The sequence below is a fragment of the Spelaeicoccus albus genome, assembly GCF_013409065.1.
Lineage (GTDB): Bacteria > Actinomycetota > Actinomycetes > Actinomycetales > Brevibacteriaceae > Spelaeicoccus > Spelaeicoccus albus.
This window is the reverse complement of sequence record NZ_JACBZP010000001.1, coordinates 1,196,602-1,221,420: the sequence shown is the minus strand read 5'-3', so window position 1 is coordinate 1,221,420 and position 24,819 is coordinate 1,196,602. Positions and strand designations below refer to the sequence as shown.

Below are 24,819 nucleotides of genomic sequence, written 5' to 3'. Positions count from 1 at the left end.
TACGGGGCCGGCTCAGTTGGTCGTGGAGAATGCGGAGTCGAACGAGGCGCCGGACGGCGTGATCGACGCGAGGCGGCGCACGTGCGCCACGCCCTCGGCCCCGCCTTGGAGCCGGTCCATGCCGGCGTCCTCCCACTCGACGCTCGTCGGCCCGTCGTAGCCAATGGAATTGAGCATCCGGAAGATCGGCTCCCACGGGACGTCGCCGTGTCCGGCCGTGACGAAATCCCAACCGCGCCGCGGGTCGCCCCACGGCAAGTGCGATCCCAGCCGCGAATTGCGCCCGTCCAGCTGTTTCACTGATTCCTTGACGTGCACGTGGTAGATCCGGTCGCGGAAGTCGGACAGGAACATGACCGGGTTGAGGTCTTGCCATACGAAATGTGACGGATCGAAGTTCAGCCCGAAGTTCTCCCGATGACCGATTGCGTCCAGCGCTCGCCGCGACGTCCAATAGTCGTAGGCAATCTCGCTGGGATGCGGTTCGAGGGCGAACCGGACTCCTACCTCGTCGAAGACGTCGATGATCGGGTTCCACCGGTCCGCGAAATCGCGGTAGCCGCGTTCGATCAACTCGTCCGGTGTGGGCGGAAACATCGCCACATATTTCCAAATGGACGACCCCGTGAATCCGGTGACGGTACGCACGCCGAGCCTCGCGGCCGCGCGGGCCGTCACCTTCATCTCCTCGGCGGCGCGCTGGCGGATCCCTTCGGCGTCGCCGTCACCCCAGATCCGGTCCGGAAGGATCGCGCGATGACGCTCGTCGATCGGGTCGTCGCAGACCGCCTGTCCCTTCAGATGGTTGGAAACGGCGTAGACGCCGAGGTTGTTCTTTTCCATAATGTCGAGCCGATCGCGCACATATCCGTCGTCCTCGGCGGCCCGCCACGGGTCGAGATGATCGCCCCAGCATGCTATTTCGAGCCCGTCGTAGCCCCATTCTCCGGCGCGCCGAGCGACCTCCTCGAACGGCATATCCGCCCATTGCCCGGTGAACAGCGTAATCGGCCTGGTCATTGCTCTTCTCCTGTCTGGCGGGTATCGCCCCGCGTGCCGGACGCCGTGACGGGCACCCACCTGCTGTGGTCGGCAGCACTGGCTTCAACGGCAGCCAAAACGCGCTGCACTCCTGCCGCTTCGGCAAACGACGGCGTCGGCTGCACGCCGGCTCCGATATCCGTGAGCAGATCGACGACTTGATGGGTGAAGTTGTGCTCGTAGCCGAGACCGTGCCCGGTCGGCCACCAGTGCCCGACGTAGGGATGTTCCGGTTCGGTCACGATGATCCGCCGGAAGCCGGACGCATCGGCGTCATCGGTGCCGTCGTAGAAGCGCAGGATGTTGGATTCTTCGAAATCGAATGCGACTGAACCGCGGGACCCGTTGACCTCGAGGCGCATGGCGTTCTTCCGCCCCAACGCGTAGCGGGTGGCTTCGAACACGCCGATCGGTCCGCCGTCGAACCGGGCGCTGAAGATCGCCGCATCGTCGACGGTCACCGGTCCGCGTACCGCGTCGTCGCCGGTTTCGCCGTGCCCGCCGAGGCCGACGCGGTCACCGCCTACCGGCCGCTTGCGCACAAAGGTCTCCAGCAGCGCGGACACTCCGCTGATCCGTTGGCCTGTCACGAATTGCGCCGCATCGATACTGTGCGCGCCGATATCACCCAGGGCGCCCGAGCCGGACGCGTCCTTGTCGAGACGCCACGTCAACGGGGCGTCGGCGTCCGAGAGCCAATCCTGCAAATACTGCGCCCGCACCTGGCGGATCTCGCCGAGCCGGCCATCCGACACCATCCGCTTGGCCAGCGATAGCGCCGGCGTCCGGCGATAGGCGAAGCCGCACATGGCGTACACCCCGCGCGCCGCAGCGTCGGCTGCCGCCGCGGCCATCGATTCTGCCTGCTGGACCGAATTGGCCAACGGTTTTTCACACAGCACATGTTTACCGGCCTCCAGCGCGGCGATCGCGATCTCCGCATGCGTGTCGCCCGGCGAGCAAATATCGACAAGATCGATATCGTCGCGGTCGACAAGCGCGCGCCAATCGGTCTCCACGGAAGACCAGCCCATCGTCGCGGCCGCGGCGCGAACCGCCTCCTCGTTGCGACCGGCGACGGCGGTCAGCTGCGGACTCATCGGCAGGTCGAAGAAACGGCCCGCCGTCCGCCACGCGTGCGAATGCGCGGCGCCCATGAATCCGTAACCGACCATGCCGACCCGCAGCGGCGTGCTGCCCGTCATTGATGCCTCCTTCATTACCGAACTCGCCTATTTACTGAACCCCGCGGTGAGACCGCTGAGCATTTGCCGGCGTCCGAGGATGTACAGCACCAGCAGCGGCAACGTCGAGAGCACGACTGCGGCCAGGATCGCCGGAATGTTCACACTGAATTCGCCCTGATAGGTCCACAACGACAACGGCAGCACCCGTACCTCGGGGCTTTGCGTGAGGATCAGCGGGAACAGGAATCCGTTCCACACCTGCAGCCCGTTGTAGATGCCGACCGTGACGAGGGCCGGCCGCGTCATCGGCAGCGCCAGCCGCCAAAGCATCGACCACTCGGAGCATCCGTCCAAGCGCATCGATTCGAAGAGATCGCGGGGGATGTCGCGCATGAAGTTGTTCAAGATCAGCACCGTGATCGGGATGGCGAACGCGATGGACGGCAGGATCAACGCCAGCAGCGTGTCGTAGAGGTGCATCTTCGTGATCATGTAATAGATCGGGATGATCGTTGCTTGGATCGGCAGCGCCAGCCCGAGCAGGAACAGCGAATTCGTCCACGACAAGAACCGTCCGCGCCCGCGGACCAGCGCGTACGACGCCATGAACGACACCAGCAGCGCCGGAATCACGCTGCCGATCGTGATGACGACGCTGTTGAAGAAGTACCGGACGAACTGGTTGTGCAAGACCAACTCGTAGTTGGCGAGAGTCGGATCGGCCGGCGGCAGCAGCGCATTGGCCGAGAAGAACCCGGCTTGTTCTTTCACGCTGGTGATCACCACGTAATAGATCGGCAGGATGATGACGACCAGCCAGACCCAACCGCCCAGCCCGCCGAGGATGTTGCGCCGGCGCCGCGTGGGGGCCGCCGCGGCGGACGTCTCGCGGACGTTTTCCTGCGGGGGCGGTGCTGTGTCCCGGTCCGCTACCCGGCTCGGCATCGTCATCAGGCTCCCTCGAGTTGGCTGACGTTTCGGTCTTTACCGCCGAGCCGTTGCAGCATCAGCGCCAGGGCCAGTCCGATGACCACCAAGATGACGCCCAGCACGCTTGCCGCGCCCATCTCGTTGGACTGGAATCCGGTCAAGTACATGTCCAGCGGCAGCAGCCGGGTGGAAATGCCCGGGCCGCCTCCGGTGAGCACGAAGATCAGATCGAAGTAGGCGAGCGATCCGACGACCATCAACGTGGACGACGTGATGATCGTGTACTTGAGCTGCGGCAGGGTGATGTGCAGGAACTGCTGCACGCGGCCGGCGCCATCGATTTCCGCTGCCTCGTACAACGACGCCGGGATCTGCCGGACGCCGCCTTGATAGATCAGCGTGTGGAACGGCACGAATTGCCAAGCGATGACGAATACGACCACGAACAACACAAGATTCGGATCGCCCAGCCAGTCTTGGGCCAGAACCGGTAAGCCCAGTGCCGGGCCGACGCCGAAGTTGGGGTCCAGCAGCGCCTTGAACGCAATCGCCACTGCCGCCGACGACAACAGGAGCGGGACGAAATACAGCACTGCCAACACCGTCCGGTATTTTTGCCGGCCGGCAGTGAACACGCCGAGCAGGATACTGATCGGGGTCTGCACGATGTACGAGAAGAACATGATTTTCGCCGTGACCCACAGTGACGTCGCCGTGACCGAGGACGTCAAGACGTGGGTCCAGTTCGTCAGCCCTCCCCACGTGATGGCACCGAGGCCGTCCCAGTTCGTGAAGCTGAGCAGCACGACGCCGAGCATCGGCAGTACGGCAAAACCGAGGAAGAAGGCGAGAGCCGGCGCGGCCAGCCACGCCGACGGGCCGGCCCTGCCGACCTTCCCGGCCCGTCCGGCCCGCCGCGAACGGCTCAGGATCTCACTCATTTCTTGATGGTTTCGTTCATGGCTCGGGCAAACTGCTTCGGCGTGACCTTCCGCAGGAAGATCTGGTCGAGCTGCGTCAGCATCTTCTGTCCTTGTTTGGGACTGAGCGCTTGGTCCCATGACAGCTGGAAGTTGGGGGCGTTCTTGGCCATGGAGTAGGCGGTCATCAAGAATTTGCTGTCGTCGCTGGCTGCGATCTGCTTTTCGATGCCGGTGACCGGCGGCACGGCACCACTCTTGATGACGTCCTTGACATACGACTTGTCGAACAGGGCCGACTTCAGATAGTCCTTGGCCGTCTGCTTCTGCTCGGTCGACGCCTTGGAGGAGATCGACCAGAAATTCGACGGGTTGCCGACGATGTTCTTGGCATTGCCCTTGCCGCCGCTCACGGACGGGAACGTCGTGTACCCCAGCTTGCCGGCCTTCAGGAATTTGGGTGCGTCAGTCTTCATGGACTGGTAGATCCAATTGCCTTGCAGAATCATTGCGGCTTTGCCCGTGTAGAGCAGCGCCTGGTCGGCGTTGCTGTCGGCGGCGACGGAGGAGAAGCCTTCGGCGAATCCACCGGCCTTGACCAGTTTTTGAATCTTTGTCAACGATTCGATGATGGCCGGATCGGACCAGGCGCCGGGCTTATTGTCCTTGATGTCCTTGAACACCTGCGGGCCGCCGATCCTGTCGGCGAGATATTCCAGCCACATCAGGTCGGGCCATTTCGATTGGCCGCCGAGCGCGAGCGGCGCGATACCGGCTTTCTTGAATTTTGGCACCAGCGCCATCAGGTCATCCCACGTCGTGGGCGGTTCGGCGCCGATCTTTTTGAAAAGCTCCTTGTTGTAAAACAGCATCACCGGTTGGATCTTGTTGTTGGGCAGGGCGTACGTGGTGCCGTTGCTCTGCCCGTTCTTCAAGACGGACGGAATGTAGCGCTTCTTCACTTGCGGGTTCTTCTTCAGGAAATCGGTCAAGTCCATCACTTGGTCGGAATCGACATACGATTTCAGTACCCCGCCGCCCCAACCGTAAATGAACGACGGGCCCTTGCCGGCCCCGACAGCGGTGCGGACCTTGGTCTTATAGGCATCGTTGGCAAAGAAGTTCACGTTGATCTTTTGATCCGGGTGCTTCTTATTCCACGCGTCGACCGAGTTCTGCAGTATTGGCTGGTCCCCGCCGGTGAGGCCCCACATGCTGGCGGGGCTCCCGCTGCTTGTGTCTCCCGGGCCGCTGGATCCGCATCCCGCGGCCCCGAATGTCAGGGCGGCGGCTGCCGCCACGGCAATGAGTGTGTGCGTCTTCCGAAGTTTCATATCCCATCCGATCACTGTGACGGCCACCGTCGGCCGTGTTCATCGCGGCGAAACTTTTCGCAACTAATTGAGGATTTCCGAAACTGTATCGTGGGTCACACCGGCCGTCAAGGCTGCACTGAATGGGGGTTATGGGGCATACTGAAATTACGAAATTATTTCGACCCGTCGGAGGACCCATGACCAGACGTCCCACACTAATGAGCGTGGCCCAACTCGCCGGCGTTTCCACACCGACGGTGTCCAAGGTGCTCAACGGCCGCGACGACGTGGCACCCGGCACCCGCTCGCGCGTGCGACAGGCTCTCGACGAACTCGGATACGAGTCGCCCGTGCAACGCCGGATGCATCAAACCGGTCCGGCCCTCGTCGACCTGGTCTTCGACGGGTTGAAGACGCCGTACTCGATCGAGCTGCTGCGCGGCATCATTGGACACTCCGCCGGACAGGATGTCGAAATCGTGCTGTCTCAAGTGACGCCCGCCCAATTGCGCAGAATCGACACCGGCGAGTGGGCGGCCCGAGTGGCCGGCTCCGGACGCAAGGGTCTGATCCTCGTCACCTCCGAAGTCAGCGAATCCCAGTTGCGGGAATTCGACCGCCACGGCGTTCCGGTCGTCGTCATCGATCCGCTCAACCCGCCGCGAACCGGCCTGGTCAGTGTCGGCGCCACCAATTGGGCCGGCGGAAAAGCCGCCACCGAGCACCTGATCGGCCTCGGCCACACAAGGATCGCTCATATGGGTGGACCGGCTGCCGCCGAATGCTCGCAGGCGCGCTTGCACGGCTTTTTCGCGGCAATGATGGCCCATGGAATTCCGGTCGACAGCGACTACCTCACCGACGGCTCCTTCGACACCGCCACCGGCGTGCGGGCAATGGAACGCTTATTGGAACTCGATACTCCGCCGACCGCCGTTTTCGCCGGCAACGACGCCATCGCCCTCGGCGCACTCCAAGTCGCTCGCTCTCGCGGCGTCCGTGTACCTGCCGATATGAGCATCGTCGGATTCGACGGCACCCACCTGGCCGAACACGCCGTACCCCCATTGACCTCGGTGGCCCAACCACTCCAGGACATGGGGCGCACCGCCCTTCGGACCATCATACGCCTGGCCGGCGGGGAGAGTTTGGAGTCGTACCACGTCGAATTGGCCACCGAACTCGTCATCCGCGAGTCGACGGCGGCGCCACCGGACAAATAAACACGGACGCACGGGGTAGGCGTCGGACTGATCCTGGTATATGTTGTATGAAACAACATATTTCCGAGCACACCATTCGACAAAGGAGTCCCCCGTGGCACCGACCCCCACCCGTGACGACAAGTTCTCATTTGGTCTTTGGACCATCGGCTACAACGGGTCCGACCCGTTCGGCGGGCCGACCAGGCCACAGCTGGACGTCGTCGAAGCCGTCACCAAACTTGCCGAGCTCGGAGCCTACGGCCTGACGTTCCACGACAACGACCTGTTCGAGTTCGGGTCGACCGATACCGAACGGCAAAAGCAGATCGACCGGCTGAAACAGGCGATGGCCGACACGGGCATTGTCGTGCCGATGGTGACGACCAACCTGTTTTCCGCGCCGGTGTTCAAGGACGGCGGGTTCACATCGAACGATCGCGGCGTCCGACGTTATGCGCTGCGCAAGGTGATGCGCCAAATCGATCTGGGCGCCGAACTGGGAGCCGAGACTCTCGTGATGTGGGGCGGCCGCGAAGGCGCGGAATACGATTCGTCCAAGGACATCCAATCCGCGTTGGCCCGGTACCGCGAGTCAGTGAATCTTTTGGCCCAGTACGTCACGGACAAGGGATACGGGATCCGCTTCGCCATCGAGCCGAAGCCGAACGAGCCGCGCGGCGACATCTTGCTGCCGACGCTCGGCCATGCCCTGGCGTTCGTCGAAACTCTCGACAAGCCCGAACTCTTCGGGGTCAACCCCGAAGTCGGGCACGAGCAGATGGCAGGCCTGAACTTTGCCGCAGGCATCGCTCAAGCGCTGGACGCCGGCAAACTGTTCCACATCGATTTGAACGGCCAGCGCAGCATCAAATACGACCAGGACCTCGTCTTCGGCCACGGCGATCTGCAAAACGCGTTCGCCCTCGTCGATCTGCTCGAAAACGGTGGCCCCGGCGGCGGCCAGGCGTACACAGGTCCGCGACATTTCGATTACAAGCCGAGCCGTACCGAAGACATCTCCGGGGTCTGGGACTCGGCCGCGGCGAACATGCGCACCTACTTGCTGCTCAAGGAACGCGCCGCCGCATTCCGCGCCGACCCGGAAGTGCAAGAGGTGCTTCGGACCGCGCAGGTGGCCGAACTGTCGACACCGACATTGGGCGCCGGCGAATCGCACGACGACCTACTGGCCGACCGGAGCGCGTTCGAGGAGTTCGACACCGATGCCTACTTCGGCGGCAAGGGCTTCGGTTTCGTCCGCCTGCAGCAGCTGGCGCTCGAACATCTGCTCGGCGCCCGGTAACCGCGCGCCCGGTAACCGCGCGCCCGGCGACAGCCGGCCCTGGACGCCGCTCGCTATAGACAATTGCCGTGCCGCGCGGTTGGATAAGCACATGCCAATACGAACCTCGCAGTGGACGCCCGGAACGCCGTGCTGGACGGACCTGAGCGTGCCGGACGTCGATGCGGCGCGCGATTTCTATTCGCACGTTTTGGGCTGGGAGTTCGCACTGGCCGGCCCGCCGGAAGCCGGTTTCTTCATCGCCCACGTGCGCGGCCACGCCGTCGCCGGGCTCGGCCGGGTGCAAAACTCCGACCAGCCGAGCACGTGGGTGCTGTATTTCGCCACCGATGACGCCGACGCCGGATCCGCCGCGATCACGGCAAGCGGCGGCACCGTCGTCCGCGCGGTCGACGACATCGGCGACTTTGGCCGCATCATGACGGCGACCGACCCGACCGGCGCGCGCTTCGGGCTTTGGGAGGCGAAGAACCACATCGGCGTCGCGCTTGTCAACGAGCCCGGCGGCATCACATGGGAGGATTTGCGCTCGACCGACCCGGCCGCGGCGCAGAATTTCTACACCAGCCTCTTCGACTTCGACCTCAAACCCGTCGACATGGCGCCTGCCGACTACCTGACCTTCCACCTGCCCGGCGACGACGGCCCCCTCGGCGGAATCGGCGGTTTCATGGGTGCACCGGGACGCTCCCACTGGATTGTCTATTTCAGCGTGGCGGATGCGGCCGCGGCAGTCCGTGCCGCCGAACGGGCCGGCGGCTCCATTACCGCCCCGCCGTTCGAGACCCCGTTCGGCACGATGGCGCAGATCGCGGACCCGGGCGGCGCGGAATTCCAGATCGTGCAAGCAACGACGCCGAATCAACGTCCGGACGACCTCGGCTGACCTCCGGCCATCAACTGGCCGGGTCGTACCGGAACGCACGCAACTCCTGCGCGCACCGGCACGCGGTCGCGATTTTTGCGGCCCATTCCACGGCCGATTCACGCGTGGGCAGTTCCAGCACGGTATAGCCGCCCTCAATCGTCCTCGTCTGCGGATAGGTATCCTCGGTCGCGAGGCCGTCACCGTCGACCATGACCGGCGCGATGCTCTCGTCGATAGCACCACCGAAGACCCAGACGCCGGCGGCTTTCGCTTCCCGTACGACCGCATGCGCTGCGTCCGCAACTTCGTGCAGTTCTTCCGCAGAGACCTCCATGGCGGCGCTGGGGAAGGAAATCAGATACTTCGTCATGACAGTAGCCCTTTCATCGCGCTTCCGATTCGCGCCGTCACGTATCAACTGACGCACTAGCTGGGACGAACGGCGCCGGAGAAACTCATCGGGGTCGGTTCGGCCGAGCGATCGCTAGTGCGTGATTGTCGTCTGCTGGTACAGCGTCATCGTGATATTGCCGTCAACCAGGCAGTAATGGCTCGTCATGAGGGCGACGAACGGCTCCTCCTGTCCCTCGCGCACGGCAGTTGCCTGGTACACGAGCGCGGCTGAGGTCGCGCTCGTTGGTACTAGTCGGGCATCCGTGAGCGTGTAGGAGGACCAATTCGGCGATTCGTTCAGCGTCTGCGCGATTGTCGGCCGGTCGAGCACTGCTCCGTTGACGAGGATCATGACGGCATCCGGCGTCATCAGCTCGCCGTAGAAGGTTCCGCCTTCGGAGGCGCACAGAGAGTCCCATCCGCGACGTTCAACCTCAAGGAGCCTGTCGATTGTCAGGTCACTCATTGTTCGAGGGTAAACCCCGCGAGTGGACGTTCGACACTCGCGTGAGCGCCCGGCTTTAGCGCGCAGCGGCCGTTTCGGTCTGCGACGCCCCCTCGCCGGCCAGGTGTTCGGTGAGCACGGTTCCGATGGCGGCGATCCCGGTCTCGATCTGATCGGGCGTGGCCAGGCAGTACGACAAACGCATTTGCCGGTCCCCGCCGGCGCGGTAGAACGCCGTCCCCGGGACGAAGGTGACTCCGCGCGGTACGCAGTCGTAGGCCAACTGATCCGTGTTGACGCCCTCGGGCACCGTCACCCAAATGTAGAACCCGCCGTCCGGCTCGTTCCAGGTGGTGCCGGGCGGCATATGGCGCTCCAGCGACTCGAGCATGCACCGCGACTTGTGCCGGTAGAGCTCGCGCATCTGCCCCAGCTTGCCCTGCCAGTCGAAGTCGGACAGGTACCGGGCGATGAGCAACTGGTTGAACGTCGGCGCATTGAGCATCGTGATCTCATTGCCGACCACCAGCACATCCTGCAATTCGCGCGGCGCCACCATCCACCCAACTCGCAAGCCCGGGCCGAAGATCTTGGAAAACGATCCGAGGTACAGCACGCCGTCCGGGTTATCGGCCTTCATGGCGCGGTTCGCCACGCCGTCGAAGGACAGCAGCCCGTACGGGTTGTCCTCGACGATCAAGACGTCGTGGCGCCGACAGATCTCCACCAGCTCGGCGCGGCGTTCTTCGGTCAATGTCGTATTTGATGGATTTTGGAAGCTCGGAATCGTGTACACGAATTTGACCGGCTTGCCCTCGCCCTCGGCCGCCGTGATGAGTTCGTCGACCTCGGCCGGGATGACGCCGTCGGCGTCGCAGTTGGCAGTCCGGATGTCCGCCTGATAACTGGCAAGAACGCCGAGGCCCCCGGCGTAGGACGGCGCTTCGGCAATGATCACGTCGCCCGGGTCGACGAGCGTCTTGGTCACCAGGTCGAGGCCGAGCTGCGAACCGGCGGTGACGACGACATCGTCCGGTTCGGCTTCGATGCCTTCCATCCGCATCACCGACACGATGCTCTCGCGCAGCACCGGAAGTCCTTGCGCGGCACTGTACTGCAAGGCCAAGCCGCCTTGCCCGGTCAGGATGTCGCCGGCCCATTCGGCGAGTTCGTCGAACGGCAGCTCGCCCAGGTGCGGCGCCCCGCCGGCGAACGAAATAATGCCGGGGATGCCCGCGGATGCGAAAAGCTTGTGAATATCGGACGGGTAGTTCTCGGCCGTCCGCGCCGAGATCCGGTCGAAGAATCCCGAACCGTCGTGTGTCATCGAGGTACCTCTTTCTGCTGTGCTTTGTTGATTTTTCTTCACTGGGCTCCATTGCCCGAAGTCTGGTCATTCTCTTCGCAGTACACGCCTAATCGGCCGCGAGTTCAAGACGGCGAGCCGTCACTGAGCAGGACGACGGCGAGCGCCGCCTCGGTCGGCACCGTCACGTCGATCCCCGTGAGCTCGGCAAACCGGTGCAACCTCGCCAGCACCGTGTTCCGGTGACAGTAGGCCCGCGCAGCCGCCGCCGCGACCGTGCCGGTCTGCAAGTAAGCCTGCACGGTCTCGACAACCCGCGAGCGCTCATGCGGGGTGCACGTTGCAAGCTTTCCGACGGTCTCGGCTCGCAAATGGTCGATTGCGACGGCGTCCAGGCGATGCGCTGCGGCCCGCGGCCACAGCGCCCGGAGGCTTTGCGGCCCGTCGTCCTCCGGGCGAAGGATCGACACCAAGCCGGACGCGGTGGTGGCGGCGACCGGGACGGCGGCGAGTCCGTCCACGTCGTTGATCTCGACGCACGTGACGGCCTCCAGCCCCGACGGCGGCGCCGTCTTCGAGCCGACCTGCCAAAAAGCAATCGCGGTCATGCCTTCGTCGTGCACATAGCAGGCCCGCCCGGCGTCCGCGGACTCCCGCACGATCCGGCGTAGCTCGTCCGCGTCCGGCCCATCCGCCGCATACACGCGGAACCGGCCGTCGACGTCGACGCGCAACGACAGCCCAATCTGCCGGAGTTGTTCGGGCAGCCGCCCTTCCTGCCCGAACAATGTCGCCACGTACCGCTCTTGCAGGCTGCGTTCTTCGCGGGCCATCACTGCGCGTTCGGTGAGATAGCTGTACTGCACCTGCCGGGCGTACTCGTCGACCACCCGCCACAGCTGATCGACGTGCAAGGCCAGAGTGGCCATGTCGTCGGTGCCGGCGCGCTGCAGAATTGTCGACCAGATGACGTGGAAATCCTCGCGGACGGCGCTCACCAGGTTCTCGGCCGGTACGCCTTGGCGAGCGCGGCGCCGTCCGAGTTCGCCCGGCACGTCCGCGAACACCGCGCCGATGTCGTCGGCCAGCAGCGCCTCGAGCAGCATGCTGAACGATTCGATCCCGGATCTGCGGATATCGGCCTCGGGGACGAGCCCCGACGCATACGGCTTGTTCCGAGCCAGTGCCGCCACGAATGTCTCGAGCATCCCGTCGACGTCGCCGCGCAGCAGGCGGACGAGTTCGCTCCACCGGGGTCGGGTCCGCGCCCTCAACTCTTCACGATTATCCATTTCTCTATTGTGCAACTGCACAGTACACGTGGTCATTTCCGTTGACGGTTGTCATCGTATTGAGCGAGTTGCACTGATTGGATGGAATGGATCACACCAATCATCTCGCCTCACCGCGCCAGTCAATTCGGAGAACACATGTCTGAACACGTCAGCGAGGCCGAAGCCACCAAGGCCGTCGACCCGCAGACTGTCAAAAAGGTCGCCGTCGCCGCGCTCGTCGGCACGGCCCTCGAGTGGTACGACTTCTTCTTGTTCACCACGGCGTCCGCGCTCGTCTTCAACGTGCAGTACTTCGTCAGTGGCGACCCCGTCGTCTCCACGATGGAAGCGTTCGGCACCCTCGCGGTCGGATTCGTGGCCCGGCCGATCGGCGGCCTCATCTTCGGCCACCTCGGCGACAAATACGGCCGCCGCCTTTGCCTCATGGTGACGATCATCGGCATCGGCGCCGTGACCGCCCTGATCGGGCTGCTGCCCAACTACATGTCGATCGGCATGGCCGCGCCGATCTTCCTCATCGCGCTTCGCATCCTTCAAGGCCTCGCAGTCGGCGGCGAATGGAGCGGCGCCGTCACGATCGCCGTTGAACACGCGCCGATCAAGCAGCGCGCCCGGTTCGCCGCCATGCCGCAGCTCGGCTCCCCCATCGGCACGCTGTTGTCGTCCGGCGGGTTCTTCCTCGTCGTCTTCTTGAGCTCGCAGGCCAGTTTCGATGCGTGGGGCTGGCGCATTCCGTTCCTCCTGTCGATCCCGTTCCTGCTGATCTCGGTGCTGATTCGCCGCTCCTTGAGCGAATCGCCGGTGTTCAACGAACTCCTCGAAGCCGGTGAGAAGGAAAGCGCACCCATCAAGCAGGTGCTGATCAAGACGCCGATCCAGCTGGTCCTCGGAATCGCCGTGGCACTGCTGGGCATCGGCGGCTTCTACCTGGTCACCACGTTCGTCATCAGCTACGGCACGCAGACCCTCGGCCTGTCATCCCAGCTCATGTTGTTCGGCACCCTCATCGCCGCGGCGCTCGAGATCCCGGTACTGCTTTACGGCGGACGGCTGGGTGAACGTTTCGGAGCCAGCCGGGTCGCCATCTGGGGCGGCGTCGTCTCGGCGGCCGTGGCATATCCGGCGTTCCTCCTGGTGGAGACGAAGAACCCGGTTCTCGTCGTGGTCGGCATGACGGTGGCGGTTGCGGCGCTATCGTTCCCGTACGCGGCGTCCGGCACCATTCTCACCGGTCTTTTCCCGGCCCGTCTGCGCTACACCGGCGTGGCAATCTCGTCGAACATGGCCGGCGTCGTCAGCGGCTTCGTGCCCCTCATCGCCACGGCAGTCGTGGCCGCCGCCGGGCAGTCCTATTGGCCGGCGGCATTGATGCTTGTCATCATCTCGCTGATCACGGCGACCGGCGGTATGTTGGCACCGAGGATGAGTATCAACGAGAAGGGGCTCAAACACTGATGAGCGCAGCAACACAACGAACGATTCCGGCCGATGAACGCAGCGCGGGCCACCTCGTCGTTCGCCAGCTCGAGGCCGAGGGCGTCGAACGCATCTACTGCGTGCCGGGCGAGAGCTATCTCGACGTGCTCGACGGACTCTACGACTCATCCATCTCCACGGTGGTCTGCCGCCAGGAAGGCGGCGCCGGGTACATGGCCGTCGCCGAAGGCAGGCTGACCGGACGGGCCGGCGTCGTCGCCGTCACCCGGGGGCCCGGGGCGGCCAACGCGTTCATCTCGGTGCACACCGCGTGGCAGGACGCGACCCCGCTGGTGGTCCTGGTCGGGCTCATTCCGACGGCGGTGCGCGGCCGCGAGGCATTCCAGGAGTTCGACCTCAGCGGCTGGTTCGGCTCCACCGCCAAAAAAGTCGTGACGCTGGACGACGCCGACTCGGCCGCCCGCGTCATCTCGGGCGCCATGCACACTGCCGTATCGGGCCGCCCCGGCCCCGTCGTCGTCGGCTTGCCGGAAGACGTGCTGACCCAAGCGACGTCCTGCGACGTGGCTTCGCCGCTGTCCCGGGCGCGGCCCGCCCCGGAGCCCGTCGACCTGACCGAGCTCGACAACCTCATCGATGCGGCCGAGCGGCCGCTCCTGGTCGTCGGCGGCGAGGAGTGGACGCGGGATGCCTCCACAGCCGTGGCCGACTGGGCGCAGTCGCGCGGCATCGGCATTGCCGCGGTGTTCCGCGCCTATGACATGATCGACCACGATTGCCCGAATTATTTGGGCGCTTTGGGCTACGGCCGCAGCGACGCCGTCGCCGCCGTCCTCGACAATGCGGATTTGCAGATCTATGTGGGCTGCGTGCGCTCGGATGTGCCGAGCGACTCGTACACGCTCGGCGCGGACGCCCGCGTAGCAGTCATCGGCCCCGATCCGGATCTCGTCGGTCACTTCGGCAATCTCGACCTGCAGATCACGTCCACCGTCAACGCGTTCGCCGAATCGTTGGCAGGCGGCAAGCCGGCCCCCGCGACCACGCCGGTGCGCGCAGTACGCGATACGTCCTGGATCGAAAGCGCGCGCGCCGAGTTCCTGCAGTTCACCACCCCGCGGCGCGAGCTCACCGGCGCCGACGACTTCGTCGACCTCGAAGTGGCGATGTCCATCGTGCGCGAGACGTTGCCGGCCGACTACATCGTGACGTTCGGCGCCGGCAATCACGCGGTCTGGGCGCAACGATTCTTGCCGACGCACCGGTTCCCGTCGTCGCTGGGTCCGCGCAACGGTGCCATGGGGTTCGGGGTGCCGGCGGCCGTGGCCGCCGGGCTGGCGTGCCCCGATCGGCAAGTGCTGTCGGTGGCCGGCGACGGCTGCTTCATGATGAACGGACAAGAGCTCTCGACGGCGGTCCGGTACGGCGCGAACGCCATCTTCCTGGTCGTCGACAACGAGTGTTTCGGCACTATCCGCATGCATCAGGAGCGCGAATACGCCGGCAGGCCCAGCGGCACCGGCCTGACGAATCCCGACTTCGCTGCCCTTGCCGAGTCGTACGGCGCCTTCGGCGCCCGTGTGGAAACGACTGCCCAGTTCGCCGACGCTTTCGAGGCCGCGCTCAAGGCGGCCACCGATCCGGACGGCGGCCGGCCCGCCGTCCTGCATCTCTTCACCGACCCGGCCATCCGGCGGCCGTAAGAGTCGACGAGCGGCGAAAAGAAACGAGGAATCATGCTACTGGATTTGATTGTCGAGAACGCGCGGGTTGTCACGATGGACCCGGCGCGGCCGAGCGCGACGTCGCTGGGCGTGCTGGGCGGGCGGATTGTGGGGCTGGACGACGAGATCGCCGGCCTGGACGCCCGCCAACGCTTGGATGCTCGCGGGTCGACGATCGTGCCGGGGTTCAATGACGCGCACTGCCACACGACGTGGTTCGGGCTGACCCTTGCCGAGATCGACTTGGGCGATCTGCACACGTTGCCGGACGCGTACGCACGGCTGGAGGACGGCGCCCGGTCGGTCGGTGACGACGAGTGGATCCTCGGCACCGGGTTCAATCATCACGAGTACGGCGGCCGCTATCCCGATATCGCCGAACTCGACCGGATCGGCGCCGGACGGCCGCTGTTCATCCGGCAGACGTCGGGCCATTCAGCGCTGGCCAACACCGAGGCGCTGCGCCGGGCCGGCGTGTTCGAGCCGGGCTTCGAGACCCCCACGGGCGGCGTGATCCGGCGCGATGACGACGGCAACCCGACGGGCCTGGTCGAGGAAACCGCGCAAAGCTTGATCCAGGATCTGCTGCGCCCGTACAGCCAGGAGGAGATCGGGGCCGCGCTCGACCGGGGCACCCGGCAATACGCTGCCGAAGGGATCACGAGTTTCACCGAGGCCGGCATAGCCGGCGGCTGGATCGGCCACAGCCCCGTCGAGGTGGCCGCGTACCAGCGAGCCCGCGCGGCCGGGCAGCTGCACGCCCGTGCCCAGCTGATGCCTGCCATGGATGTGCTGCACGAGGTGCCGGCGCATGCGGACGACGGATTCGGCATCGGCCTCGATCTCGGCATGCGTAGCGGTTTCGGCGACGACTACTTGTCCCTCGGGCCCGTGAAGATCTTCCTGGACGGCGCGCTGTCGGGCGAAACGGCGGCCATGCGCGAGGTGTACTGCACGCACACCGACAAGCGCGGCTATTTCCAAGGCGATCCGGACGAGATGGCCGCGCTGATCCGGAACGCGTACCGGTCGGGCTGGGCGGTGGCGGTGCACGCCCTCGGCGACGCAGCCGTCGACTTGGCGGTTGACACGATCACCGAGTCACAGAAACTCTACGGACCTCCGGTGATGCCCAGCCGCATCGAACACGCCGCGGTCGTCCATCCCGAACTGCTGCCGCGCTTGCGGGACGCGCAAATCGCAGTCACGCCGCAGGCCGCGTTCTTCGACAACATCGGCGACGGCGTCGCCAAGTCGATAGGCCCGGAACGCGCGGCGATGACGTTCCGCGGGCGCTCGTTCGTCGACGGCGGCGTGCTGATGGCCGGCACGTCGGATCGCCCGTGCGCCGAAGGGTCGCCGTTGCGCGGCATGCAGGCCTTCGTCGACCGGAAGACGAAGTCGGGCGCCGTGTTCGGGTCGGCCGCCGAGTGCCTGACGCCGTACCAAGCGCTCAACGCGTATACGGTCGCCGCAGCCGAGACGACCGGCTGCGCCGACCGGAAGGGCACGCTGACCCCGGGCAAACTTGCCGATTTCGTGGTGCTTGCCGAGTCGCCGCTGGACGCCGGCGACATCGCCTCGATCGGCATTCTCGCTACCGCCGTCGGCGGCGAATTCACGTACAGCTCGGGCGCGTTGGACGCCTGATTTCGATTGACCCTGATTTCGATTCGAGGAGACGCATGACTTCGAACGCTGACGTCGATCAGGCACTGATTGACGACTTCCACACGCTGTCCCGGTTCGGCGCCACGGCCGGCGGCGGCGTCGACCGGCAGGCCGGCACGGCGGCGGACGGCGAGCAGCGGCGGTGGCTGACGAACTGGCTGACCGGGCGCGGCTTCACGGTGGAGTTCGACCGTGTCGGCAACCAATTCGGCATGCTGGAGCTGGTTCCGGGTGCGCCGTACGTGATTGTCGGTTCGCATTTGGACAGCCAGCCGTTCGGGGGCAAATACGACGGTGCCTATGGCGTACTGGCGGCCGCACACGCCGTGGGCAGGCTCGCGGAAAAATGGCGGAGTGCCGGGCATGCGCCGCTTTATAACCTGGCTGTCGTCAACTGGTTCAACGAAGAAGGATGCCGGTTCGAACCGAGCATGATGGGCAGTTCGGTGTACACCGGCAAGCTCGATCTCGATGCCGCCCTGAACACGAGGGATCTAGCCGGCACGACCGTCCGTGATGCGTTGGAGTCGATCGACTGTCTTGGGAGCGGAGTCGGGCCGACTGCGGCCTTCTATGCCGAGATCCATATCGAACAGGGCCGAGTACTCGAAGACACGCAGACGACAATCGGCCTGGTCGAGGCCACATGGGCGGCGCGCAAATACCATCTCGTGGTGCACGGCGAGCAGTCCCATACCGGCTCGACGGTGATGGCCGACCGGAAGGACGCCATCCTGGGAGCGTCGTATTTGGCTGTCGCGGCCAGGGAGATCGCCGACCGGTTCACCGACCCGGCACTGCACTCATCGGTGGGGCAGATGGTGATCGAGCCGAACTCACCGGTCGTGGTGGCGCGCGAGGTGCGGATGCATTTGGATCTTCGCTCGTCCGACGAGGGCGTGTTGGCCGAAGCGAACGAGATGCTGCTGAAGCGGATTCCGGAGATCGAACGGCTAGCAAACGTGCGTATCGAGCAGGCGACCGCGCATGGATGGGGCCTCCTCGCCTACCATCCGGACGGCGTGAAGATCGCTCAGACGGCTTCCGAAGGTCTGGGCCTTTCACACCGGCCCATGATGACCATCGCCGGCCACGATTCGACGAACATGAAGGACATCGTGCCCACCGTGATGCTGTTCGTGCCGAGCGTCGAAGGGATTTCACACAATGAGGGCGAGTTCACCGAGGACTCGGATATCAGCGCCGGCGTCGACTTGTTGACCGAAGTGGTCTCGCGTTTGGCGCACGGCGACGTGTCCGAGGGGCTTCCGGACGGACTGTCGACGCCGCATATCACCGTGGACTAGGCGATTGAGCGCTCTGCCCAGCCCCGTGATGCGGAATGTTCCCGAGGATGCAGGTTTAACCTGCATCCTCGGGAACATTCCGCATCACGAGCCGCTCATCACTCGCTGACATTAATCTAGCTGTCCCGTTAGGCGGCTACCATGGGATCATGGCAGTACCACCCGTCATCATCACCGCCGTACCGACGGCGTTCACCCGCACCGGCGAACTCAACATCGACGGAACGCGAGAGATCTTCCGGAAGTCCGCGACGTCCGGCGTCGATGGCGCATTCGTCCTCGGAACGACCGGCGAATTCCCGTCGCTGTCGTTCGACGAACGCGGACGGGTCGCCGAGGTCGCGGTCGAGGAGCTCGCCGGCAAACGGTGCATCATCCACGTCGGCGCCGCCAGCGCGTTCGAGGTCCTGCGACTGATCGATCAGGCTCGCGAGGCCGGAGCCACCGAGATCGCCGCCATCACGCCGTATTATCTTTCTGCCACCGACGCAGCCCTACTCGCTTATTACACGGCGATCTCCGAAGCCAGCGACGGACTGCGCGTGTACGTGTATGCGTTCCGAGCCCGCACCGGCAACTTCGTCTCTCCCGAGCTGATGGGCAAGCTCGCCGCGCTGCCGAATATCGTCGGGGCGAAAGTCAGCGGCGAATCATTGGATCAGATCGCCGCCTACCGGGCCGCCGTCCCGGACGAATTCATCATTTACACCGGCAGCGACCGCGACGTCGTCCACGCGGTCGAACGCGGCGCGCAGGGAATCGTCTCGGGAGTCGGTTCCGCATTGCCCGGGCCGTTCCTCGAAGCCGCATCGCGGATCGCTGCCGGTGCGAGCCGTGCCGAGTTAGACGCCGCGCAAGCAGCGGTCAATGACGCCGTCGACGTCATCGGCGGCAATTTCGCCAGCATCAAGACGGCGCTGACGCTCCAAGGCATTGACGCCGGCTACGTCCGAATGGCCATCGACGAGCCGGACGACGCCAAGCTCGCCGACATCAAAAGAACCGTGCAACGGTTCGGCGCGCTGGCCGGCTGACTCGGGCTGCAGGCCACGCACACGAGACGAGCGTGCCATGCCGATCAGCCCGATCAGAGCGAGTGCGATCACAACCGTGCCGAAGACGTCCACGCTGACTCGCAACCCCCACACGGTGTCCACGATGCCCGCTCCGATTGAGGGCAGGGCATTGGCCAGATAGCTGATGACATAGACGCCCGCAAGAAGGCCGGCGCGTTCAGCGGCGCCGGCCAGCGGAAGTACCGTACGCAGCGCACCTTGGAACCCTGCGCCAAATCCATATCCGCTGACAACGGCCCCGGCGTAGAGCATCCAGGTGCTGTCGACAAACGTCGCAGCGACCATCATGCCCAGTCCCGCAGCGAGCGCAGCCGAACCGGTAATGAACGCGAACATCGCCGGACGGCGCATCAATGCCAGGACCGTCACCGCTCCGGTACCGGCTACTGCGAATACGAGCCACCCTCCGAGCAGTGCCGAGTCGGAGCCGGTCAGCTCGCCGGCGAGGTTCGGGCCGAGCGACATGACGAATCCACCGACGGCCCAAACGGCAACGAGCACCGGTGCGACAGTCCACGTCGCGCCGCGCGCAGCACCGGGGATTCGTACTCGCGGCGCCAGCGACTGAAGCGCTCCCGGGCGCGGCGTCGTCGTCTCCGGCAAGAAGAACGACGTCGCCAACAGCACGCCGAAGACGACGAGCAGGATGGTGAACACCGACGTGGCAGGAACCGACGACGTCGCGACGACGATGCTGCTGCCAAGCGCTCCGAGTGCCATGCCTGCGATCGGCACGATGCTGTTGGTCACCGATCCCCGCGTCTCATGCAAATCCACCAGCGCCGCCCCGAACGCCGAGGTCGCCGCACCTGTTGCGAAGCCTTGCAGGGCACGGGCCGTCACCAGCAGCGTCGCGGAATCGGCGGACAAGAAGACGATGACCGCTACTATTTGCAGACCCAGCGCCCCGCTGACAACGGCCCGCCGTCCCCAATGGTTCGACAGTGACCCGCCAGTGAGCAGAGCGAGCATCAGGGCCACCGGATACGTTGCAAACACGACGGTCATCACGATCGGACTCGCGGCGAGTTCGTCCTGATAGATCGGATACAGGGGTGTTGGTGCGCTGGACGCCGCTAAGAAGGCGATCGCGATCAGCGCATACAGGCTCATCGCGGCACCCCGCGGCATGCGTAAACCGCCACGGCGTGGACGGTCGGCGGCATGGGTGGCCGCGGCAGCTTGCTGGTGCACTGGTGTCCTCAAATCAATTAAAGCAAATATTTTGCATTAATCACAATAGAGGGTTGTCGCTCTAAACGCAACAGCTTTGCGTTAGCATGGTGTCATGAGTCCGCGAACAGGCACCAGGCCCGGTGGTCGCAGTGCGCGAATTCAGCGTGCCGTCCACCAGGCAACTCAGGACTTGCTCGACGAAATCCCTCGCGCCAACCTGACAGTGCCGCTTATCGCTGAGCGCGCCGAGGTCGACGCCACGACGGTGTACCGCCGGTGGGGCACACTTGCGCAGTTGCTGTCCGACGTCGCGGCAAACCGTATCCGGGAGACGCCGCTTCCGGAGGCGACAGGGTCTCTGCGAGGGGACCTCACCGCGTGGTCGCAGCAATTCGCCGAAGAAATATCCTCCGGCCCCGGCCGCGGCTACGTCGCCGACGTTTTGGCCGGCGACGCCACGGGCGACAACGCCAAGCAGTGCGCCGATTATGCGGCTGAATCAATTGAGCAGATCCTCGACCGATTCGATGGCCAACCGCTTCCATCCGTTGACGATATTCTCGAACACGTCATCGCGCCCCTGATTTACCGCATCCTCTTCGCTGCCAATCGCCCGTTGACCGGCTACGCCGAGAAACTCGTCACCGAGTTCCTAGATGGTGACCACACGGCCGTGGCATGACCGGCCCGTGTCGCCGGACGGTTCAGTAGCCCTGGCCTGGGTACTGCTGTTGTGGCGGGGGCGGATAGTATCCCGCCATTGCCTGCCGGCCGCCGTCCTTGTCGAATCTGGCGCCACGAGGGTTGGTTGGCAGAAGTGCGAAAATCAGCAGGACGATTGCGCCAAGTGACAGTCCGAGAAGGAGCAAAAGCCACCAGGCGCTGAAGTCGATGTCGTGCAATCGCCGAACCATGAGAGCGATCGCCGGCACAATCATGCCCAGGATCACTGCGATCAGGAGGAATCCGCCGGCCATGGCGCCCTCGCCGGACGTGCTGGGATGGTCGGGATCCGTTGTGACCAGGCCACCAATGACGGCAACGATGATGACTGCGAACTCCGTCAGCCAGCCGAAGAGATACATCCACCAGAACTCGCTCCTGCTGGCCCGACCCGAGAACGTCGCGTATTTCTTGAAGAACCGCTTGATGGCTTGGCCGAATCCGGCGTCATACAAGGGTTGGTCGAGTGGCGGAGCCGGGTTCGACCATTGCTGACCGGAGGATACGGGATACTGCGGGGGTTGCATAGTGCTCATAGGCATTAGCCGATCTTTGTATTGTGAACTACTTTTAGGTCTGATACGTCATTGCGGGGCACGGCGTACGAGTACACGCCCGCATCATTCTTCCAAAGGCCCAGTGCCTCTGCAGCATCGGCGTTATGACCGCGGTAAAAGAGTCGGAAGATCTCTCGTCCTTGCTCCTCGGTAGAGCGCACGACGCGGAACGGTTGCCCCTGCCACGAACAGGTCACGAGCATCTCGTAGAACTCGGACACGTCGCTACGCGACGCGCCGCCACAGGCCGCGACCGGTCATACCGAACCCCGGATATTTAGCAGGCGGTTCCCCGGGCGACGCTAGCGCAATCCCGTCTTTTACTTCGTCCGCGCAGAACGTGACGCCTTGCCACACTGCTGTCCACCCCAGAAGACTCGACGGCACATCGCGGGTTGGCGCGGGCCCGCCGTCCAATCGAGCCCAACCCGCACCGACGTCTTGATACACGCCGATAAGATTCTGATCCCCGCTGCGCGCGATCCGCCACAGTTCCGCACCCGACGGCAGTCGGACTTCGTCGAGAAATGAAAGCGGCGCCATGCCGCCGCCCGGCCACGTCGCGAATCCGTTTCCGGAAAACGGCAGGCGTTCGATAAAGTCGCCACCCATTTTCGCGGCTGCCGCGGCATCATTGCCCCCGACAGCCCGGTGCAGATACAACGACGGCGGCGCTGCAAACCGCACGACGTCCAGGTACTCGGCGTCTGGTGACCACGGGGAGCCCGCGAACCCGAGCCCGTGAGCCTCAAACAACTTTGCCGGCGTATTCGCGCTCATCGCATCGGCAGCAGGCAGCACGAAGCCCGATACTCGGTCCGCATTCCCCTCAAGAAATGCGCGAGTGTGACTTTCATGAAGTGCCTTTTGAACGAGCAAGGCTCTCCTTTCATGACGGATGTCGTTCGTCACGGACTGTCACCTGTCGGTTAGGAAGACAGCCCCAGCGGGAGCTGTCTCACGGCCTCTTTCACGTTATAAATTTCTATTATTTCTACCCAGCCGTCCAATTCCAGCTTCCCGGACTGATTCATCTCGGGCTGTTTCGCAAACCAATCATAGGATTTGCCAACATCACACGTGTGGTCATAGGCAATGAAAACTTGCCCCGGCCGGGTATTCCATACTGCAAAACGCCCTCCGCGCCACCAACACGTCGTTGTCACGGCCTCGAACCAATCCAGGCTGGCTCGGTCAACGACACACACTTCTCCATCCGAGCGTCCTTTCGACGGCGAAGCTCCTCGCGAAATTTTAGGCGACGACGGGTCGACTCCAGCAGACCGCAACTGAACGCGCCCGTCCTCACGTTTCGCCGCTGCATACTCGACATGGTGATAGGACGCGTATTGTCCAACCGGACGCAACCTATGAGCCTTCGACACTGATCCAGGTCTTCCCCTGCAATACACCGACGAGCTCCTGTTGCCCTTCCGAATTAATGCGCCACATTTCTGCCCCACTCTTCATTCCAGTCTTGTTTGCATAAAATTCCGGAATTATTCTGTTCGAGTCAGCCGTACTGCTTGTGAATCCATCACCTGTAAACGGATCTCCATATCGCACATCGTTCGTGCCCCCGCCTGTCGGGTGCTGCTGGAAGCGAATGGCGTACACCGCGTCGTCATTCTCGCTAAACCTCCGTGGTTGACCTGCAGGGGGGTCCTCATCCAGACGTAACCCATCAACGATCTTCTTCACATCATCAAGATTCCGAGTATCGGCCGCATTTGAAACAAATCCGCCGGTCGTATTCGATGTGTGCGGCCCGGTTTGATTCGCAACAGCTCCCACGGTTTCTTCTTAATAAGCGAAATAAGCTCATGCTCACCAATGTGGCGCTTTTCCATTGCAGCTTCTAGCGCTTCATGTGACGACGGCATATCGCCCAGGTGTTGTGGGCTTGAGGTGACTTCATGAACCTGCTCGTTCGGCATCGTCACCTCGACAGGATGACCGTCGACGTCTCGTGCCGAGACCGTTGCCCTCGGCGATTCGCTGCCGTCCGAATGCTCATGGCCATAGGACGTGTCGCCGTCCGGAAGGCCATCGCCATGCGGCACGCCTGCGCAGTCGGGGACGCCGTCTCCGTGCGGCGCTCCGTCATCGCCGGGCACATGCCCTGTGGGAATGTCGTCGACGGTCGTGCCCAAATCATCCAACGGGTCAACCGACTGATTCATCGCCTTGAAATCGTCACCAAGTCGGACCTCAGTCGCGGACAACTTCTCGCTGACCGGAGCAACATCGATTTCATCGACACCCTTGGCAGCTGCGCCCTCACCGCCGAACGGAATCGTTATGAGAACGGTCCCAACATCAAAGACAGTGTTTCCGAACGCTCGCGCCGGATCTGTCTTCCACTCGCCGTAATGGATTAGTTCCTTACCAACCGCCTTCATCATCGGATTTGACTGGGAAATCTCCTGCGCGCCGAAGAGCGCTCGAGCCTGCTTCGGTTCTTTCAACGCCATATAGGAAACCATGGCGCTGTAGCCAAGCTTCACACTCCCACGCCAGTGCGCCCGCACCTGGGAGTTCCAACGGTGAACCCAATTTTCGCCGCCCGGCCCCAGCGCCGCCTCATAATCAGCCAACAAAACGTCAAGATCATGCAACAAGCCATGCTCCTTGTTGACCTTGTCCTCGTCCTTGTTCCAATCGTCATCACCCTCGATCGACGAATTGAAATCCGACACATCACCAGCAATCGACTGATACCGCGTCTTGATATCCCGCGCCTTGCCCGCAAACGCCGACAACGCCGACTCAGCCGTAGCCGTCGCCGTCGAGTGAATACTCGACCCAGCCGACTTCAACTTCGACGCATGCGACTCCAACAAATCCGGATCAGCAATCTTCGGAAACTTCGACAAATCAATAGACACTGCCTATTTGCACTCCTCGCAGTATCGGTAGCCGGCTTCCTCCAAACGGCA

Annotated in this window: 21 protein-coding genes and 1 pseudogene; 9 read left to right on the top strand and 13 right to left on the bottom strand. The window is 63.9% G+C overall.

All coding sequences use genetic code 11. The features are described 5' to 3' along the window. Positions 1-12: 12 nt before the first annotated feature. The 5 genes from BJY26_RS05665 to BJY26_RS05645 are packed head-to-tail and all read right to left on the bottom strand — an operon-like array spanning position 13 to position 5,412. Positions 13-1,020, bottom strand: a complete 1,008-nt coding sequence (locus BJY26_RS05665; protein ID WP_179426446.1) for a sugar phosphate isomerase/epimerase family protein — start codon at positions 1,018-1,020, stop codon at positions 13-15. Next, positions 1,017-2,246, bottom strand: a complete 1,230-nt coding sequence (locus tag BJY26_RS05660; RefSeq protein WP_179426444.1) for a Gfo/Idh/MocA family protein — start codon at positions 2,244-2,246, stop codon at positions 1,017-1,019. The genes BJY26_RS05665 and BJY26_RS05660 overlap by 4 nt, the downstream gene beginning before the upstream one ends. A gap of 27 nt (positions 2,247-2,273) precedes the next feature. Beyond that, positions 2,274-3,173: a carbohydrate ABC transporter permease gene (locus BJY26_RS05655; protein WP_179429799.1), complete on the bottom strand. Its 900-nt coding sequence runs from the start codon at positions 3,171-3,173 to the stop codon at positions 2,274-2,276. Between the two features lie 5 nt (positions 3,174-3,178). Continuing rightward, positions 3,179-4,099 (bottom strand): carbohydrate ABC transporter permease, encoded by a 921-nt coding sequence (locus BJY26_RS05650; RefSeq protein ID WP_179426442.1) that lies wholly within the window; start codon positions 4,097-4,099, stop codon positions 3,179-3,181. Then, positions 4,096-5,412, bottom strand: a complete 1,317-nt coding sequence (locus BJY26_RS05645) for an ABC transporter substrate-binding protein (protein ID WP_179426440.1) — start codon at positions 5,410-5,412, stop codon at positions 4,096-4,098. Before BJY26_RS05645 ends, BJY26_RS05650 begins: the two co-directional genes overlap by 4 nt. Before the next feature lie 179 nt (positions 5,413-5,591). Between BJY26_RS05645 and BJY26_RS05640 the strand changes: the two genes are divergently transcribed. From BJY26_RS05640 to BJY26_RS05630, 3 genes are all read left to right on the top strand, one after another. Further along, the gene (locus tag BJY26_RS05640; protein ID WP_179426438.1) at positions 5,592-6,617 is read left to right on the top strand and encodes a LacI family DNA-binding transcriptional regulator; all 1,026 of its coding nucleotides are present in this window, start codon (positions 5,592-5,594) and stop codon (positions 6,615-6,617) included. 94 nt (positions 6,618-6,711) lie between these two features. After that, positions 6,712-7,902 (top strand): xylose isomerase, encoded by a 1,191-nt coding sequence (xylA, locus tag BJY26_RS05635; RefSeq protein ID WP_237248913.1) that lies wholly within the window; start codon positions 6,712-6,714, stop codon positions 7,900-7,902. 91 nt (positions 7,903-7,993) lie between these two features. Further along, on the top strand, positions 7,994-8,788 hold the full coding sequence (locus tag BJY26_RS05630) for a VOC family protein (protein WP_179426434.1): 795 nt from the start codon (positions 7,994-7,996) through the stop codon (positions 8,786-8,788). Between the two features lie 10 nt (positions 8,789-8,798). On the opposite strand, the gene BJY26_RS05625 is transcribed toward BJY26_RS05630, so the two are convergent. The 4 genes from BJY26_RS05625 to BJY26_RS05610 form a co-directional block, all read right to left on the bottom strand. Next, positions 8,799-9,140 carry a YciI family protein gene (locus tag BJY26_RS05625; RefSeq protein ID WP_179426432.1) on the bottom strand — a complete coding sequence of 114 codons (342 nt, stop codon included), beginning with the start codon at positions 9,138-9,140 and terminating at the stop codon, positions 8,799-8,801. Between the two features lie 114 nt (positions 9,141-9,254). Next, positions 9,255-9,629, bottom strand: coding sequence for a nuclear transport factor 2 family protein (locus tag BJY26_RS05620; RefSeq protein WP_179426430.1), 375 nt, complete (start codon positions 9,627-9,629; stop codon positions 9,255-9,257). A 55-nt stretch (positions 9,630-9,684) separates the two neighbouring features. Continuing rightward, entirely contained in the window at positions 9,685-10,935 is a 1,251-nt protein-coding gene (locus BJY26_RS05615) for an aminotransferase-like domain-containing protein (protein WP_179426428.1), read from the bottom strand. Positions 10,936-11,039: 104 nt separating this feature from the next. Continuing rightward, the gene (locus BJY26_RS05610; RefSeq protein ID WP_179426426.1) at positions 11,040-12,206 is read right to left on the bottom strand and encodes an RsbRD N-terminal domain-containing protein; all 1,167 of its coding nucleotides are present in this window, start codon (positions 12,204-12,206) and stop codon (positions 11,040-11,042) included. Between the two features lie 138 nt (positions 12,207-12,344). Here BJY26_RS05610 and BJY26_RS05605 point away from each other — a divergent pair, with 138 nt between their 5' ends. From BJY26_RS05605 to BJY26_RS05585, 5 genes are all read left to right on the top strand, one after another. Then, positions 12,345-13,664, top strand: coding sequence for an MFS transporter (locus tag BJY26_RS05605; protein ID WP_179426424.1), 1,320 nt, complete (start codon positions 12,345-12,347; stop codon positions 13,662-13,664). Then, positions 13,664-15,349, top strand: coding sequence for a thiamine pyrophosphate-dependent enzyme (locus BJY26_RS05600; RefSeq protein ID WP_179426422.1), 1,686 nt, complete (start codon positions 13,664-13,666; stop codon positions 15,347-15,349). Before BJY26_RS05605 ends, BJY26_RS05600 begins: the two co-directional genes overlap by 1 nt. A 33-nt stretch (positions 15,350-15,382) precedes the next feature. After that, positions 15,383-17,020, top strand: a complete 1,638-nt coding sequence (locus BJY26_RS05595; protein WP_179426420.1) for an amidohydrolase — start codon at positions 15,383-15,385, stop codon at positions 17,018-17,020. A gap of 35 nt (positions 17,021-17,055) precedes the next feature. Beyond that, the gene (locus tag BJY26_RS05590; RefSeq protein WP_179426419.1) at positions 17,056-18,348 is read left to right on the top strand and encodes a M20 family metallo-hydrolase; all 1,293 of its coding nucleotides are present in this window, start codon (positions 17,056-17,058) and stop codon (positions 18,346-18,348) included. Between the two features lie 149 nt (positions 18,349-18,497). Further along, positions 18,498-19,382 carry a dihydrodipicolinate synthase family protein gene (locus tag BJY26_RS05585; protein ID WP_179426418.1) on the top strand — a complete coding sequence of 295 codons (885 nt, stop codon included), beginning with the start codon at positions 18,498-18,500 and terminating at the stop codon, positions 19,380-19,382. Between the two features lie 174 nt (positions 19,383-19,556). On the opposite strand, the pseudogene BJY26_RS18985 reads toward BJY26_RS05585, so the two are convergent. Then, positions 19,557-20,537: pseudogene (locus tag BJY26_RS18985) on the bottom strand (MFS transporter); the annotation flags it as partial. Positions 20,538-20,712: 175 nt separating this feature from the next. Here BJY26_RS18985 and BJY26_RS05580 point away from each other — a divergent pair. Continuing rightward, complete coding sequence (locus BJY26_RS05580) at positions 20,713-21,282, top strand: TetR-like C-terminal domain-containing protein (RefSeq protein ID WP_179426417.1); 570 nt, start codon at positions 20,713-20,715, stop codon at positions 21,280-21,282. 22 nt (positions 21,283-21,304) lie between these two features. Here the strand turns inward: BJY26_RS05580 and BJY26_RS05575 are convergent, their stop codons facing one another. The 3 genes from BJY26_RS05575 to BJY26_RS05565 all read right to left on the bottom strand — a co-directional run bounded on the left by BJY26_RS05575 (position 21,305) and on the right by BJY26_RS05565 (position 24,768). Further along, positions 21,305-21,859, bottom strand: a complete 555-nt coding sequence (locus tag BJY26_RS05575; protein ID WP_237248912.1) for a DUF805 domain-containing protein — start codon at positions 21,857-21,859, stop codon at positions 21,305-21,307. Between the two features lie 246 nt (positions 21,860-22,105). Further along, a complete protein-coding gene (locus BJY26_RS05570) occupies positions 22,106-22,792 on the bottom strand; it encodes a hypothetical protein (RefSeq protein ID WP_179426416.1) in 687 nt (228 codons plus the stop codon). A gap of 785 nt (positions 22,793-23,577) precedes the next feature. Further along, positions 23,578-24,768 (bottom strand): hypothetical protein, encoded by a 1,191-nt coding sequence (locus tag BJY26_RS05565; protein ID WP_179426415.1) that lies wholly within the window; start codon positions 24,766-24,768, stop codon positions 23,578-23,580. Positions 24,769-24,819 lie beyond the last annotated feature (51 nt).

What these genes read in the sequence shown, in the direction of transcription:
- BJY26_RS05665 (WP_179426446.1), bottom strand. Translation starts at nt 1,020, where the DNA reads ATGACCAGGCCGATTACGCTGTTCACCGGGCAATGGGCGGATATGCCG.
- BJY26_RS05660 (WP_179426444.1), bottom strand. Translation starts at nt 2,246, where the DNA reads ATGACGGGCAGCACGCCGCTGCGGGTCGGCATGGTCGGTTACGGATTC.
- BJY26_RS05655 (WP_179429799.1), bottom strand. Translation starts at nt 3,173, where the DNA reads ATGCCGAGCCGGGTAGCGGACCGGGACACAGCACCGCCCCCGCAGGAA.
- BJY26_RS05650 (WP_179426442.1), bottom strand. Translation starts at nt 4,099, where the DNA reads ATGAGTGAGATCCTGAGCCGTTCGCGGCGGGCCGGACGGGCCGGGAAG.
- BJY26_RS05645 (WP_179426440.1), bottom strand. Translation starts at nt 5,412, where the DNA reads ATGAAACTTCGGAAGACGCACACACTCATTGCCGTGGCGGCAGCCGCC.
- BJY26_RS05640 (WP_179426438.1), top strand. Translation starts at nt 5,592, where the DNA reads ATGACCAGACGTCCCACACTAATGAGCGTGGCCCAACTCGCCGGCGTT.
- BJY26_RS05630 (WP_179426434.1), top strand. Translation starts at nt 7,994, where the DNA reads ATGCCAATACGAACCTCGCAGTGGACGCCCGGAACGCCGTGCTGGACG.
- BJY26_RS05625 (WP_179426432.1), bottom strand. Translation starts at nt 9,140, where the DNA reads ATGACGAAGTATCTGATTTCCTTCCCCAGCGCCGCCATGGAGGTCTCT.
- BJY26_RS05620 (WP_179426430.1), bottom strand. Translation starts at nt 9,629, where the DNA reads ATGAGTGACCTGACAATCGACAGGCTCCTTGAGGTTGAACGTCGCGGA.
- BJY26_RS05615 (WP_179426428.1), bottom strand. Translation starts at nt 10,935, where the DNA reads ATGACACACGACGGTTCGGGATTCTTCGACCGGATCTCGGCGCGGACG.
- BJY26_RS05610 (WP_179426426.1), bottom strand. Translation starts at nt 12,206, where the DNA reads ATGGATAATCGTGAAGAGTTGAGGGCGCGGACCCGACCCCGGTGGAGC.
- BJY26_RS05605 (WP_179426424.1), top strand. Translation starts at nt 12,345, where the DNA reads ATGTCTGAACACGTCAGCGAGGCCGAAGCCACCAAGGCCGTCGACCCG.
- BJY26_RS05600 (WP_179426422.1), top strand. Translation starts at nt 13,664, where the DNA reads ATGAGCGCAGCAACACAACGAACGATTCCGGCCGATGAACGCAGCGCG.
- BJY26_RS05595 (WP_179426420.1), top strand. Translation starts at nt 15,383, where the DNA reads ATGCTACTGGATTTGATTGTCGAGAACGCGCGGGTTGTCACGATGGAC.
- BJY26_RS05590 (WP_179426419.1), top strand. Translation starts at nt 17,056, where the DNA reads ATGACTTCGAACGCTGACGTCGATCAGGCACTGATTGACGACTTCCAC.
- BJY26_RS05585 (WP_179426418.1), top strand. Translation starts at nt 18,498, where the DNA reads ATGGCAGTACCACCCGTCATCATCACCGCCGTACCGACGGCGTTCACC.
- BJY26_RS05580 (WP_179426417.1), top strand. Translation starts at nt 20,713, where the DNA reads ATGAGTCCGCGAACAGGCACCAGGCCCGGTGGTCGCAGTGCGCGAATT.
- BJY26_RS05575 (WP_237248912.1), bottom strand. Translation starts at nt 21,859, where the DNA reads ATGAGCACTATGCAACCCCCGCAGTATCCCGTATCCTCCGGTCAGCAA.